This is a genomic window from Rhodococcus sp. 06-418-5, from assembly GCF_002258285.1.
GTDB lineage: Bacteria > Actinomycetota > Actinomycetes > Mycobacteriales > Mycobacteriaceae > Rhodococcoides.
The window spans coordinates 1-13,461 of the sequence record NZ_NOYE01000005.1 but is presented as its reverse complement, the minus strand read 5'-3'; the positions used below and the strand labels follow the sequence as shown (position 1 = coordinate 13,461).

Below are 13,461 nucleotides of genomic sequence, written 5' to 3'. Positions count from 1 at the left end.
GCGAGCAGGTGCGGGGGTTTTCTCGTGAGATACGAACGGGCGGAATCAGACTCCGACGGTGACGTTCGCCGAGTGCACGCCTGCGCCGTCGGGAGCGATGACGGTGTCGCCGTTGCCCGATGCCGACAGTGCACGCAGCGTCCACTGTCCGGGGGCGGCGAAGAACCGGAAGTCTCCGGTGCCCGACGCGACGACCTCTGCGGTGAATTCGCCGCTGCCGTCGAGCAGACGCACGAAAGCCCCGGCTACGGGCTCACCGTCGCCTGCGAGGACGCGGCCGGTGATGACCGTCTCCTTCTCGACGTCGACGCCTGCGGGGATGGTCTGGCCTTGCACGGGTGCTCCACACATATCAGCGAACCTCCAGCTCGATGGGTGCTCCGACGAGAGAGCCGTATTCGACCCAGCTGCCGTCGTAGTTCTTGACGTCTTCCTTGCCCAGAAGCTCCTTGAGGACGAACCAGGTGTGGCTCGAACGCTCGCCGATGCGGCAGTAGGCGATGGTGGCCTTGCTGTCGTCGTAGCCCTTGGTCTTGTACAGCTCTTCGAGCGCTTCGTCGGACTTGAACGTGCCGTCCTCGTTGGCGGTCGTGCTCCACGGGATGTTGATCGCAGACGGCACGTGGCCACGCTGCTGCGCCTGTTCCTGCGGAAGGTGAGCCGGGGCGAGGATCTTGCCCGAGAACTCGTCGGGCGAACGCACGTCGATCAGGTTCTTGTTGCCGATGGCGTCGATGACCTCGTCGCGGAACGCGCGGATCGACAGGTCGGGTGCCTCGGCTCGGTACTGCGTGGTCTCACGGCTGACGACGTCCTTGGACAGCGCGCGGCCGTCGAGCTCCCACTTCTTGCGGCCACCGTCGATGAGCTTGACGTCCTTGTGTCCGTACAGCTTGAAGTACCAGTAGGCGTAGGCGGCGAACCAGTTGTTGTTTCCGCCGTACAGGACGACGGTGTCGTCGTTGCTGATGCCCTTGGCCGACAGCAGGTCCGAGAACTGTTCCTGGTTCAGGAAGTCGCGGCGAACCGGGTCCTGCAGGTCCTTGCGCCAGTCGAGCTTGATCGCACCTTCGATGTGTCCGCCGTCGTAGGCGCTTGCGTCTTCGTCGACCTCGACGAAGACGGTCTTCGGTGCGTTCAGGTTCTGCTCGGCCCAGTCGGCAGAGACCAGGACGTCGGAGCGAGCCATGGTGTTCCTTTCGGTGTTTCTCTATGGATCGGTGTAGGTCAAGCAGTGGTGCGCGAGGTGGTGCGCAGTCGCGCAGCGAGGGGGTAGATCATGCAGCCGAGGCATACCGCGAATGCGGCGTTGAGGAAGGCCGCGAACAACGCGAAGCCCGTGGCCACGGTGCCGACGACGGGAGCGCCGAGCGCGAAGCCGAGAACTCCGACGGCGGCGAACACGAAGCCCACCAGTTGAGCGAACTTCAACGGTGCCACCGGCTCGCGTTCACTGGTGGGGGACAGCCTCGGTGCGACGAATGTCGCGTAGATCGTGCCGTACGGACTGTGTTTGGGTCCGCGGACGGCTCCGATTCCGAACACGATCGCCTGTAACCCGAGCAGGATCGCCGCCGCGGGGACCGAGAACGTGGTGAGGACGAGAACGAGGACCAGGACGGCGGTGGTGATCCATGCGGCGAAGCGCGGTCCGCGAACATCGACCTGGTCGACGGTGGTGTCGGTGGTGGTTCTGGTGTCGGGTGTCGACATCGAGATGTACTCCTGTGCGAGGCCGGGGCACGCCGCATGGGCAGTGCTCGGACGTGGATTTCGATCATCGGGCCGGACATCACGCATGGGCGTGGCGGCAGAAGGAAATCAGCAGCAGCGACAGCAACAACCGCCCAGTCGGCACAGATCAACTGTGCGTCGACTGGTGAGCATCAGCTCGCGGCGGGAGAACACGAAGAGCATCCTACCCGTTACCAGCGTCGGGTCCTACCGTCGGTCTCGGGAGGGCCGGTCAGAGGTTGTCGAGCGCGGACCGTAGCGCCGCAGCGGACGGCACCCCCGCGATTCTGGAGCGCCGTTGCAATGCGCTGTCGAGGACGAACGTCGTGGGCAGTGACAGCACGCCCAGCTCGCGGGCGAGGATCGGATGGGCGTCGATGTCGAGTTCGAGTTCCCGAGCGTCGTTTCGCCCGTCCAACACCTGCCCGACGACGCGTCGCACAGCTGCGCACGGTCCGCACCAGTCCGCCGAGAAGTGCAGCACCGTCGCGGAGTCGGTCGCGGCACCCGCGTCGAGCAGAAGTGGGTACAGAGCGTCGGTCTCGGATTCGGTGGTACGCACTGCCCGCACTGCACCCGATCGGCTGCGGAGAAACAATCCGGTGGCGACGGCCAGTATCGCCACGACGACCAGAACTGTGATCCCTGTCACGGCTTCTCGATCTCGTTGAGGTCGATGGTCACGTTCTCGCCCGACCCTTCGATGACGATCTGCGAGCCCTCCGCGTAGACGTCGGTCGGGAGGAGCCCGAAGGGCAGGTTCTGACGCTCGATGGTCTTGGTGAACAGTCCCAGCACCGTGGGCTCGGCGAAATCGGGGATCGAGAAATCTGCCTGACCCTCCGGGCCGAAATAGAAGTCCGACGCCACGATGGCGACGCTGTCACCTTCGAGCAACAGGTCGGCCTTGACGCTCACCGTCGTCTCGAGGGGGCCGACCGGAACCGTTCCGGTCAGCACGACGCCACCGGTCGTGGTCTTGCCCGACCCACCGGAACCGCCGGTACCGTCCGACTTGTCGGCCGGCGGGGCGGAAACCTGCAGGTCGACGATGCCGAGGAACCGGCCGAGGTCCGTCGCCTCGATACGGACGCGGCCGTCGAGCTCGTCCACCGGGATCGCTCGAACGTTGTTGTCGATCAGGTCGGACAGCGCGATGTGCACGCCGCGGAGATTGGCCTCGATCGTCGTCGAGCCGACGTAGTCGGTCGGCACGTCCTGCGCTCGGATCTCGATGTTCTGATAGCGGCCGTCCGCCGCCTGGGTGAGGAACGGGAAGCCGTGCACGATCACCTGAGGGTCCGAGGTGAGCTCACCGCCCGCTCGGATCGCGCGGGAGACCCGGTACTCCGAGTAGGCCGCTGCGCCGAAATCGACCACGAGCGCGAGGGCCAGCAGGCTGGCGAGTCCGATGAGAAGTGTGCGCACGGGTCCATTGTGACCGACGGATCGCGTACTGCCCTCTTCGGCCGGTTGTACGGACAAGCTAGTCTGTGTCCTTGACGATCACTCCAATCCAGCCTGGGCTGGACCGGCCAGCAGTAAGAATGGAGACGCAGTGGAGCTCCTACTACTGACCTCCGATCCCCATCCGGAGGGCGTTCTGCCGTCCCTCGCTCTCCTGGCGCATCACGTACGCCCGGTGCCCACCGAGGTGTCCTCGCTTCTCGAAGCCGGTTCGGCAGACATCGCACTGGTCGACGCGCGCACCGATCTCGCTGCTGCTCGTGGTCTGTGTCGTCTGCTGGGGAGTACCGGATCGGCCATCCCCGTCGTGGCAGTTCTCACCGAGGGCGGACTCGTCGCGGTGAACTCCGATTGGGGCCTCGACGACATCCTGCTTCCCGGCACCGGCCCCGCGGAGCTCGACGCTCGACTGCGGTTGCTGGTCGGCCGTAGCGGGGGAGTTGCCAGCCCGGAGACCTCGGGCAAGATCACCCTCGGCGAACTGGTCATCGACGAAGGCACGTACACCGCGCGTCTACGAGGCCGTCCGCTCGATCTGACCTACAAGGAATTCGAGCTGCTGAAGTATCTGGCTCAGCATGCGGGCCGGGTCTTCACTCGCGCCCAGCTCCTGCAGGAAGTGTGGGGCTACGACTTCTTCGGTGGTACGCGCACCGTCGACGTCCATGTTCGACGCCTCCGCGCCAAGCTCGGTACCGAGTACGAGTCGCTCATCGGAACCGTGCGGAACGTGGGATACAAGGCTGTTCGTCCGGCGCGCAATGCCAAGGGTGGACCGGTGGCATCGGACGCTGCCGGCGGGGATTCCGACGATGCGGATTTCGAGTTCGAGCAAGAGAGTACGCTCTCGTAGATGAGTTCGGATCCTGCCTTCGACGTCCATTCGATCGACGGCGGAGCACCGTCTTCCCGAGTTTCCTACGAGATTCATCGAATCCTTTCGCGCGCAACGGAAGCCGACGGCACTGCGCCCTTGTCGGAGCAGGCCGTGAAGGCCGTCGACGACGGCGACGAGGTCGTTCGGTTCGTCGCGACCGAGGACGATCGTGTGGTGGGCTACGTCGGAATCGCCGACGGGATGGCCGAGGCCGTCGTCGACCCTTCCTTCCGCGGTCACGGTGTCGGGCGCGAATTGGTTTCTCGCGCACTCGATGTCGGCTCCGATACCCGTATCTGGGCGCACGGCAATCTGCCCGCCGCACGGTCCGTCGCTGCGGCGCTCGGGCTGCAGGTGGTTCGCGAGTTGCTCCAGATGCGTCGCTCGTCCGGGCATCCCGATCTTCCGGATGTTGTTGTGCCGGAAGGTATTACACTCCGAACCTATCGGGGGCATCAGGACGACGCCGAGCTGCTGCGTGTGAACAATGCGGCCTTCTCGTGGCATCCCGAACAGGGTGGCTGGACCGATCGCGACATCGACGCACGGCGAGAAGAATCGTGGTTCGATCCGGCGGGCCTGTTCCTGGCGTTCGAGGAGGGCAGTGACCGCCTCCTCGGTTTCCACTGGACGAAGGTCCACCGGGCCGAGGGTGCGGAACCGGCCATCGGCGAGGTGTACGTGGTCGGAATCGACCCGCAGTCGCAGGGTCGTGGTCTGGGGCGGGTGCTGACGCTGGCCGGCCTGCACTATCTACGCAGCAGAGAACTGGGCCAGATCATGCTCTACGTCGAGGCCGACAACACCGCTGCCGTGCACACGTACACCAAGCTGGGCTTCGAGAACTACCACGTGGATGCCGCATACGCGCGCAGTGCGTGAACGGACACACCGACTGCGGTGTTCATCTCCCGTTCACCTATGCGGGGGTAAACGTCTACCACCTGCCCTTACCTTTCTCGATGGGCGACAACCTACGTCGCCTGGTGCGAGGTTTCTTTCGGAGCCGGCACCCACACAGTCACAGCGCGGCCGCTCAGGTCCGAGCCGTGGACACGGCCTACAGATTCCCCGGAGGAAACAGGTGAACCTCAAGCGCAACGGTGCTCTCATGAGTGCAGTGGCCATCAGTGCCATGTTGCTGACCGCATGTGGTAGCGACGCCAACGTCGCCACCACGGACGGCGCATCCGACTCCTCGGCTACCTGCGAGGGCAAATCCCCGCTGACCGGCGAAGGCTCGTCCGCGCAGCAGAACGCAATGTCCAACTTCACCTCGATCTACTCCGGCGTGTGTGCCGGCAAGGCAGTCGAGTACACCACCAGCGGCTCGGGTAACGGCCGAACGCAGTTCGTCGCCGGACTGGTCGACTTCGCCGGCTCCGACTCCGCGATCAAGGACGAGCAGGCAGTCGAGGCGGCCACCCGCTGCGACAGCAACCCGGCGTGGAACCTTCCGCTGGTCTTCGGACCGGTCGCCGTGGCCTACAACCTCGACGGTGTCGACAACATCGCGCTGAACCCGGACGTCATCGCGCGCATGTTCACCGGCCAGATCACCACCTGGAACGATCCTGCCATCGCCGCACTCAACGAGGGCGTCGACCTGCCGGCCACCGCGGTCACCCCCGTCTACCGCTCCGATTCCTCGGGCACCAGCGACAACTTCCAGCGCTTCCTCGCCGCTTCGGCTCCCGAGGCGTGGACCCTGAACCACAGCTCCGACTGGGCCGGCGGCGTCGGCGAAGGTGCCAACGGATCCTCGGGCGTGGCCCAGGCCGTCGCGGCCACCCCCGGCTCGGTCACCTACGTCGAGAAGGGCTTCGCCGATCAGGAGAGCCTCGGCACGGCTGCCGTCGACTTCGGCAACGGACCGGTCGAGCTCACCACCGAGTCGGCTGCCGCAGCCATCGACGCGGCAACGTTCTCCGGCGAGGGCAACGACCTCGTCATCGACATCGACGCGCTGTACGCCAGCAACGAGGCCGAGACCTACCCGTTGGTTCTCGCCACCTACGAGATCGTCTGCTCGGCGGGGTACGACCCCGAGACCTCGGCAGCAGTCAAGTCGTTCCTGCTCAGCGCAGCCAACGAGGGTCAGCAGGGCCTCGAGGAAGCCGGCTACGTGCCGCTCCCCGAGTCCTTCAAGGAGCGTCTGACCACCGCTATCGAAGCAATCGCCTGATTCAATGAGACGTAACCCTGCTTCGGCTCGTGGCAACGCGAGCCGAAGCAGGACCGTCCTCGACCTCCACACGAGACAGTGAGCGGTATGAGCGACACCCACTCGATGACCGGCGTCCCCTCTGCGGCTACCGTGCCCACCGCGGGTGCCGCGCACAAACCGGAAGAACCACAATTGTCAGACAAGAACAAGACGGGGACCGTCACACGTCCCGGTGACAGGATCTTCTCCGGCCTCGCCACGGGCTCGGGCATCTTCATCATCGCCCTGATCGCCGCCGTGGGCATCTTCTTGCTCTGGCGTGCCATCCCTTCACTGTCGAACAACACGGTCAACTTCCTGACCTACAACGGCGCGTGGGACACCTCCAACACCTCGGCCATGGTGTTCGGCGTTCTCGATCTTTTCCTGGTCACCGTCACGGTGTCTCTCTTCGCGCTGATCCTCGCGATGCCTGTCGCACTCGGCATCGCCATCTACCTGACGAACTACGCACCCAAGCGAGTCGCGGGACCGCTCGGTTACGTCATCGATCTCCTGGCCGCAGTTCCGTCGATCGTCTTCGGCCTCTGGGGCCTGTACGTCCTCGCGCCCGCCATCAGCCCGTTCGCAGAGTGGCTGAACGCCAACCTGGGTTGGTTCCCGCTCTTCGGCACCGGCTCGGTCTCCATCGCAGGCGGTGGCACCATCTTCACCGGTGGCATCGTGCTCGCGGTCATGATCCTGCCGATCATCGCCGCGGTGACCCGCGAGGTCTTCATGCAGACGCCGAAGGGGCAGATCGAAGCAGCTCTCGCCCTCGGAGCCACCCGCTGGGAGGTCGTGCGCACCACGGTCATTCCGTTCGGAAAGTCCGGCTACGTCAGCGGCTCCATGCTCGGTCTCGGTCGTGCACTCGGTGAGACCATCGCGCTCTACATCATCATCCGCAGCACTCAGGCAACGTTCGGCGGAACATTGTTCGACGGCGGTTCCACGTTTGCCACGAAGATCGCGCTGGCCGCGGGCGAGTTCAACAACCCGCTCCAAGCCGGTGCCTACATCGCCGCGGGTCTGGTGCTCTTCATCCTCACCTTCGTCGTCAACGCCGGTGCCCGCGCCGCCATCGCCGGAAAGAAGGACTGACCCGTGACCGCAACCATGGACAAGCCCGTCAAGGAACCGACGTTCCAGGGCGTCAGCGCACGGCGTAAAGCGTCCAACCTCACGGCGACGATCCTCGTCAGCCTCTCGGTTCTCGTCGCACTCGTACCGCTCATCTGGGTGCTCTACACGGTGATCTCACGCGGTCTGTCCGCCGTGGTCTCGCCCACCTGGTGGCAGAACTCGCAGGCCGGCGTCACCCAGTTCATCGCAGGCGGCGGCGCTTACCACGCCATCGTCGGAACACTCCTGCAAGGACTGTTCTGCGCCATCATCTCCATCCCGATCGGCATCTTCGTCGCCATCTACCTCGTCGAGTACGGGGCCGGTACACGACTGGCTCGAGTGACGACCTTCATGGTCGACATTCTGACCGGTGTTCCGTCGATCGTCGCGGCCCTGTTCATCTACGCACTGTGGATCGCCACCTTCGGATTCCAGCGCTCCGGTGTCGCCGTCGCATTCGCCCTTGTGCTCCTGATGATCCCCGTGATCGTGCGCTCGGCCGAGGAAATGCTGCGCATCGTCCCGCAAGACCTGCGCGAGGCGTCCTACGCCCTTGGCGTCCCGAAGTGGAAGACCATCGCCAAGATCGTCATTCCCACGGCCCTGTCCGGCATCGTCACCGGCATCATGCTCGCCCTGGCCCGAGTCATGGGCGAGACGGCACCGGTGCTGATCCTGGTGGGATCGGCCACCGCCATCAACTTCAACATCTTCTCCGGGCCGCAGACGTCTCTGCCGCTCATGATGGTCGACCTGCAGAAAGCAGGAACCGGCGTGCTCACCGCTGAGCGCATGTGGGGAGCAGCCCTGACGCTGATCCTGATCGTCGCAATACTCAACATCGGCGCGAAGTTGGTCTCGAAGTTCTTCTCGCCCAAGAACTTCTGACCCACCCGACTCCAGCGAATTCTAAGGAACGAAGAACATGGCAAAGCGTCTCGATCTCAAGGACGTCAACATCTACTACGGCAAGTTTCACGCCGTCTCCGACGTCACTCTGGCCGTACCGCCGCGCAGCGTCACCGCGTTCATCGGGCCGTCCGGCTGCGGTAAGTCGACCGTCCTGCGTTCGCTGAACCGTATGCACGAAGTCACCCCGGGTGCGCGCGTCGAGGGTTCGGTGCTGCTCGACGGCGAGGACATCTACGGCAGCGGCGTCGACCCCGTGGGTGTGCGTCGCACCATCGGCATGGTCTTCCAGCGCCCCAACCCGTTCCCGACGATGTCGATCCGGGACAACGTCGTTGCGGGCCTGAAGTTGCAGGGCGGCCGCGGCAAGAAGGAACTCGACGAGATCGCCGAGCGCTCGCTCAAGGGGGCGAACCTCTGGAACGAGGTCAAGGATCGCCTCGACAAGCCCGGTGGTGGCCTCTCCGGCGGTCAGCAGCAGCGTCTGTGCATCGCTCGCGCGATCGCCGTCTCTCCCGACGTCCTGCTGATGGACGAGCCGTGCTCGGCTCTTGACCCCATCTCCACCCTCGCCATCGAGGACCTGATCCAGGAACTCAAGCAGGACTTCACGATCGTGATCGTCACGCACAACATGCAGCAGGCCGCCCGTGTGAGCGACCAGACCGGCTTCTTCAACCTCGAGGCGACCGGCAAGCCCGGCAAGCTCATCGAGATCGACGACACCGAGAAGATCTTCTCCAACCCGACGCAGAAGGCCACCGAGGACTACATCTCCGGCCGCTTCGGATAACCACACACGAACGAAGAAGCCCCCGCTGAGCACAGGCTCGGCGGGGGCTTCTTCGACATCTGCGCTCGTTGTCCCGATGCGAGAGCCGAGTAGCGTTGCAGCGCAGCACTACTCGGTTCTCGACGAGGGCAGGCCTACGAGGTGGGGATGTTGTTGTGGCTCAGGTCGATGGGCAGCTCACCCGTCACCAGGAAGATCACTCGACGGCCGACCTCGACGGCGTGGTCGGCGAACCGCTCGTAGAAGCGGCCGAGCAGGGTCACGTCCACCGCAGCAGCGACCCCGTGGCTCCACTCGCGGTCCATCAACACCGTGAAGAGGTGACGGTGCAGATCGTCCATCGCCTCGTCCTCCTCCTGCAGCTTGGCAGCGCGCTCGGGATCGCGGGTCTCGAGGACCTCACGAGCCGACGCGCCGATCTGGACGGCGAGGCGACCCATCTCGGCGAAGTACCCGTTGACGACCTCGGGGAGGGCGTGGTTCGGGTGCCTGCGGCGGGTGATCTTGGCAACGTGCAGTGCGAGCGCGCCCATACGGTCGATGTCGGCAACGATCTGAATGCCGGCCACCACCGAACGGAGATCGCCTGCGACCGGAGCCTGCAAGGCGAGAAGGGTGAAGGCCTTCTCCTCGCACACCGCGCTGAGCTCGGTGATCCTGTCGTGTTCGGAAATGACCTGCTCGGCGAGCACCAGGTCTGCTTGAAGGAGGGACTGAGTGGCCTTTTCCATGGCCGCACCAGCCAGGCTCGCCATCTCTCCGAGGAGATCGGCAAGCTCGTTCATCTGTTCGTTGTAGGCGACGCGCATGAGCGAAGTTTAGTAGCTCACACCGACCAGTTCCCTGTCCCGAGGGTTAACGGAGCATGAATGAAGTCAGGCGCACGTGTCGTCGGCCGCGTTGGTGTACGAGAGATCCTCCGGAAGGGGCGCACTCTGGGTGGTTCCTTCCACCTGAGTGGGATCGATTTCGGTACCGAACGCCGTCGGGTACTGGGTGTATCCGGGATAGTTCGAGCCGAGCACGACCTCGACGACATTGTTCAGGCTCGGTGCCAACTCGATGGCGGCGCCGGGAATCGCCGACGCGACCGTCGCAGCGGCGGCTTCCTGATCCTGGGAGTAGCGCACCACGGTCTGCGCTGCGGTGCCCGAGAAGTTGCCGACCGTCAGGATCTGGAATCCGTAGACCGCGAGTTCGTCGGACGCCGTCTGCGCCATCCCGGCGATGTCGGATGCGTTGGACACCTGAATCGACACGGTCGACGGGTCCACGGCCAACAGTGGCGCGTCGGGGACGGCGGCAGGTGCGGATGATTCGGGTGTCACCGGCTCCGCTCGTTCCTCGCCGGGCAACGGAGCGTCGTCGATGATGGCCTGGAAGATCGCACCGATCGCGTCGTCGTTCGGGATCTCGTTGCCGTAGTCGTTGGTGCCGGTGGTGGGGATGGTCAGGAAGGTGACCGCGCCGGCGTCCACGTTCTGCAGCGAGCGTCCCAGTGTCACCAGGTCCTGAGTCTTGACGTTCTCCACGAACGTGTCCGAGGTGAACGCGTTGACGAACCCGTTGAGCTTGCCGGGATCGAGCAGCACGTTGTTCGAGAGCGCGGACCGCAGCAGCGACGACAGGAAACGCTGCTGTCGCTTGATGCGGCCGTAGTCGCCGTTGCCCTCGGACTCGACGTTGCGGGCCCGAACGTAGTTCAGCGCGGTGCGGCCGTCGATACGTTGTGTTCCGACGTTGGGAAGGACATTTCCGAGTTCGTAGTCGAACAGGGGTTGCGCGGTGCAGACCTCGACGCCGCCGACCTCGTCGACCATGGACTCGAACCCGGCGAAGTCCATCCCGACGAAGTGTCCGATACGCAGGCCCGAGATCTTCTGGATGGTCTTGACCAGACACTTCGGGCCGCCGAGGGCGTAGGTGGCGTTGAGCTTGTCGCCGTAGGCCTCGGGGAACATCTCCCCGGTGTAGGTATTGGTGATGTTGTCGAACTGCTCGCACTCCGGCCGCGTCACGTCGAGGTCGCGGGGGAAGGACACCGCGACGACGCGACTGCGGTCGGCAGGGATGTTGACCAACATGACGGTGTCCGAGCGCGATCCCTCGGCGTCGGCGACGGTTCCGGCTCCCACCTCGCCGCTGGCCCCGGCGCGGGTGTCGGTGCCCACGATCAGGTACGTCTCGTCACCGTACTGGCCTGCGGCGTCGACGACGTCGGTCGAATCGGGATCGAGAGCGGCGACCTGGAGAAATCCTTGATCGGTGTTGCGTAGGTATCCCCACACCACTCCGGTCAAGGCCACGGCCAGGATCGCGACGAGGGAGACCAGGCTCCGGCCGATCATCCGTACCCGACGGCGGCGACGTACCCGACTCATCGCCAACCGCGTCAGAGTCGGTCGATCCGCTGCGGGCGCGCCCACCGGTTCCGGTGCCGCATGCGGCGGCGGAGTCGGCGGCACTGCCCGGGCAGGCGAGGGAGTGGAATCGGTGATGGGGGCGATGACCTCGGTCGGCTCTTCGACTTCGGGACGTTCGTCAGGCACCCGCCGCATCGATCCCGAGCGCGACATCTTGTCCACCAACTCGGCGACCGAGACGGTGTCGGCGTTACGCGGTGATCGTTTGCCGAGCCTGCCGCTGTCTCCGGGCTGCGGTGGTTGCTCTGCGTCCGGTGTTGCAGGACGTTCGGAGCGAGGTGGGCGCTGTCCGGAACGTCCGATTGAAGACAGCGGGCGCTCCCATGGGGCGCGACCCTCGGGCACAGACGGGCCCGACTCTCGATCGTCTCCCACGAATTCGAACCTGGCCTTCCATCACACGCACGCGCCGTCAACTCGGCAATCCCAGCCATAGTACTGACTCGAGCGGCATGGTCCACTCGTGCGAGGTGGGCTGCTGGTCAGCCGCGAATCAGCCGCCGGAATGCATCAGATCGGCACCGGCAGGAACGCAGACGTCCTCCGGGTCGTCGAGCCAACCGTCCGGCAACGCAACCGCGCCCGGCGAGCCCTGCCGACCACGGGGGCCTTCGGCGTCCTTGGGAAACGGAACGGTCGGATCGAGTTGCGCCAGAAGGTCGTCCAGTTCGCCGAGAGTGGACACCAACGCCATCGAGACCCGAAGATCCGACCCCGCCGGGAACCCGCGGAGATACCAGGACACATGCTTGCGCAGCTCGCGCAGACCCTTGCTCTCACCATGATGCTGAGCGAGCAGCTCGGCATGCCGGGCGATGATGGTGGCCACCTCGCCGAGGGTCGGTGGAGTGGGTTCGGGCCTGCCGTTCAGGCGGGCGCTGAGTTCTGCGAACAGCCAGGGCCGACCCAGGCAACCACGCCCGACGACGACGCCGTCGCACCCGGTCTCCGCCATCATGCGAACCGCATCGGACGCCGAGAAGATGTCGCCGTTGCCCAGTACCGGGATGCCGGAGACGTGTTCCTTCAGTCGCGCGATCTCGTTCCAGTCGGCAGTGCCGGAGTAACGCTGAGAGGCAGTTCTGGCGTGCAGTGCCACTGCCGCCGCGCCCTCGCCTGCGGCGATTCGACCTGCATCGAGATGAGTGTGGTGGTTCTCGTCGATGCCGACGCGGAACTTGACGGTGACGGGAATGTCGGTGCCCTCGGTCGCCTTGACGGCCGCAGCGACGATACGACCGAACAGGTTCCGCTTGTAGGGCAGCGCAGCACCGCCGCCCTTTCGGGTGACTTTCGGAACCGGGCAGCCGAAGTTCATGTCGATGTGGTCGGCCAGATCGTCGTCGACGATCATCTTCGCCGCGTCGTACGTGGTGTCCGGATCGACGGTGTAGAGCTGCAGCGACCGCGGGGTTTCGGTGGGGCCGAAGGTCGTCATGTGCATCGTCGCCGGCTGGCGTTCGACGAGCGCGCGTGCGGTGACCATCTCGCACACGTACAGACCCGAGGTACTGCCCGCCCGCTGCAACTCCTGCTCCCTGCACAGCGTGCGGAACGCCACATTGGTGACGCCGGCCATCGGTGCCAGGACGACGGGGCTGGCCAACTCCAGCGAGCCGATCTGCAGTGTCATGAGAGAAGCCTTTGGAACGGAGGGAACGTGATCATGGTGACAGCGGTGGGCCGAGAGCGACGGCCCGAAAACAGTGGTGCCCGGCACCGAAGTCGGTACCGGGCACACCAGCCGATCTGAGCTTACGACGCGCGTGCTTCGGCCTTCGCGCGTTCGCGGGCGAGGGAGCGATCGCGCATCTCCTCGAACTTGGTGGCCTGACGCTCGAGGTCTTCGAGGAACGCGGCGAGTTCCTCGCGCTTGTTCTCGCCGCGGCCGGTGAAGTCGTTGCGCTCGAACACGCTCCACTTG

Annotated in this window: 14 protein-coding genes and 1 pseudogene; 6 read left to right on the top strand and 9 right to left on the bottom strand. The window is 65.1% G+C overall.

Annotation, left to right across the window (positions count from 1 at the left end; all coding sequences use genetic code 11):
* Positions 1–45: 45 nt before the first annotated feature.
* The 5 genes from CH274_RS01130 to CH274_RS01110 form a co-directional block, all read right to left on the bottom strand.
* Entirely contained in the window at positions 46–351 is a 306-nt protein-coding gene (locus tag CH274_RS01130) for a DUF1416 domain-containing protein (protein ID WP_032395905.1), read from the bottom strand.
* A 1-nt stretch (position 352) separates the two neighbouring features.
* Positions 353–1,189 carry a sulfurtransferase gene (locus tag CH274_RS01125; RefSeq protein WP_094645710.1) on the bottom strand — a complete coding sequence of 279 codons (837 nt, stop codon included), beginning with the start codon at positions 1,187–1,189 and terminating at the stop codon, positions 353–355.
* Positions 1,190–1,227: 38 nt separating this feature from the next.
* On the bottom strand, positions 1,228–1,713 hold the full coding sequence (locus CH274_RS01120) for a DUF4395 domain-containing protein (RefSeq protein WP_032396296.1): 486 nt from the start codon (positions 1,711–1,713) through the stop codon (positions 1,228–1,230).
* Between the two features lie 253 nt (positions 1,714–1,966).
* Complete coding sequence (locus CH274_RS01115; protein WP_032395903.1) at positions 1,967–2,386, bottom strand: thioredoxin family protein; 420 nt, start codon at positions 2,384–2,386, stop codon at positions 1,967–1,969.
* The gene (locus CH274_RS01110; RefSeq protein WP_094656567.1) at positions 2,383–3,162 is read right to left on the bottom strand and encodes an LmeA family phospholipid-binding protein; all 780 of its coding nucleotides are present in this window, start codon (positions 3,160–3,162) and stop codon (positions 2,383–2,385) included. The genes CH274_RS01115 and CH274_RS01110 overlap by 4 nt, the downstream gene beginning before the upstream one ends.
* Positions 3,163–3,292: 130 nt before the next feature.
* Between CH274_RS01110 and CH274_RS01105 the strand changes: the two genes are divergently transcribed.
* The 6 genes from CH274_RS01105 (at position 3,293) to pstB (ending at position 9,114) form a co-directional block, all read left to right on the top strand.
* On the top strand, positions 3,293–4,054 hold the full coding sequence (locus CH274_RS01105; RefSeq protein ID WP_032395901.1) for a winged helix-turn-helix transcriptional regulator: 762 nt from the start codon (positions 3,293–3,295) through the stop codon (positions 4,052–4,054).
* On the top strand, positions 4,055–4,960 hold the full coding sequence (gene mshD / locus CH274_RS01100; protein ID WP_094656566.1) for a mycothiol synthase: 906 nt from the start codon (positions 4,055–4,057) through the stop codon (positions 4,958–4,960). It abuts the gene before it with no gap.
* Positions 4,961–5,162: 202 nt separating this feature from the next.
* Positions 5,163–6,263 (top strand): phosphate ABC transporter substrate-binding protein PstS, encoded by a 1,101-nt coding sequence (gene pstS, locus CH274_RS01095; RefSeq protein WP_032395899.1) that lies wholly within the window; start codon positions 5,163–5,165, stop codon positions 6,261–6,263.
* An 87-nt stretch (positions 6,264–6,350) separates the two neighbouring features.
* Positions 6,351–7,388, top strand: coding sequence for a phosphate ABC transporter permease subunit PstC (gene pstC, locus CH274_RS01090; protein WP_045196637.1), 1,038 nt, complete (start codon positions 6,351–6,353; stop codon positions 7,386–7,388).
* Positions 7,389–7,391: 3 nt separating this feature from the next.
* Positions 7,392–8,300, top strand: a complete 909-nt coding sequence (gene pstA / locus CH274_RS01085) for a phosphate ABC transporter permease PstA (RefSeq protein WP_032395897.1) — start codon at positions 7,392–7,394, stop codon at positions 8,298–8,300.
* Between the two features lie 37 nt (positions 8,301–8,337).
* Positions 8,338–9,114: a phosphate ABC transporter ATP-binding protein PstB gene (pstB, locus tag CH274_RS01080; RefSeq protein WP_032395896.1), complete on the top strand. Its 777-nt coding sequence runs from the start codon at positions 8,338–8,340 to the stop codon at positions 9,112–9,114.
* 134 nt (positions 9,115–9,248) lie between these two features.
* Here pstB and phoU read toward each other — a convergent pair whose 3' ends face one another.
* The 4 genes and pseudogenes from phoU to CH274_RS29565 form a co-directional block, all read right to left on the bottom strand.
* Positions 9,249–9,923 (bottom strand): phosphate signaling complex protein PhoU, encoded by a 675-nt coding sequence (gene phoU, locus CH274_RS01075; protein ID WP_032395895.1) that lies wholly within the window; start codon positions 9,921–9,923, stop codon positions 9,249–9,251.
* Between the two features lie 66 nt (positions 9,924–9,989).
* Positions 9,990–11,912: an LCP family protein gene (locus tag CH274_RS01070; RefSeq protein WP_094656565.1), complete on the bottom strand. Its 1,923-nt coding sequence runs from the start codon at positions 11,910–11,912 to the stop codon at positions 9,990–9,992.
* A 118-nt stretch (positions 11,913–12,030) separates the two neighbouring features.
* A complete protein-coding gene (gene dusB / locus CH274_RS01065) occupies positions 12,031–13,170 on the bottom strand; it encodes a tRNA dihydrouridine synthase DusB (protein ID WP_032395893.1) in 1,140 nt (379 codons plus the stop codon).
* A 122-nt stretch (positions 13,171–13,292) separates the two neighbouring features.
* A pseudogene (locus CH274_RS29565) lies at positions 13,293–13,461 on the bottom strand (acyl-ACP desaturase); the annotation flags it as partial.

Coding starts and splice junctions, on each gene's coding strand:
- CH274_RS01130 (WP_032395905.1), bottom strand. CDS start 351: ATGTGTGGAGCACCCGTGCAAGGCCAGACCATCCCCGCAGGCGTCGAC.
- CH274_RS01125 (WP_094645710.1), bottom strand. CDS start 1,189: ATGGCTCGCTCCGACGTCCTGGTCTCTGCCGACTGGGCCGAGCAGAAC.
- CH274_RS01120 (WP_032396296.1), bottom strand. CDS start 1,713: ATGTCGACACCCGACACCAGAACCACCACCGACACCACCGTCGACCAG.
- mshD (WP_094656566.1), top strand. CDS start 4,055: ATGAGTTCGGATCCTGCCTTCGACGTCCATTCGATCGACGGCGGAGCA.
- pstC (WP_045196637.1), top strand. CDS start 6,351: ATGAGCGACACCCACTCGATGACCGGCGTCCCCTCTGCGGCTACCGTG.
- pstB (WP_032395896.1), top strand. CDS start 8,338: ATGGCAAAGCGTCTCGATCTCAAGGACGTCAACATCTACTACGGCAAG.
- phoU (WP_032395895.1), bottom strand. CDS start 9,923: ATGCGCGTCGCCTACAACGAACAGATGAACGAGCTTGCCGATCTCCTC.
- dusB (WP_032395893.1), bottom strand. CDS start 13,170: ATGACACTGCAGATCGGCTCGCTGGAGTTGGCCAGCCCCGTCGTCCTG.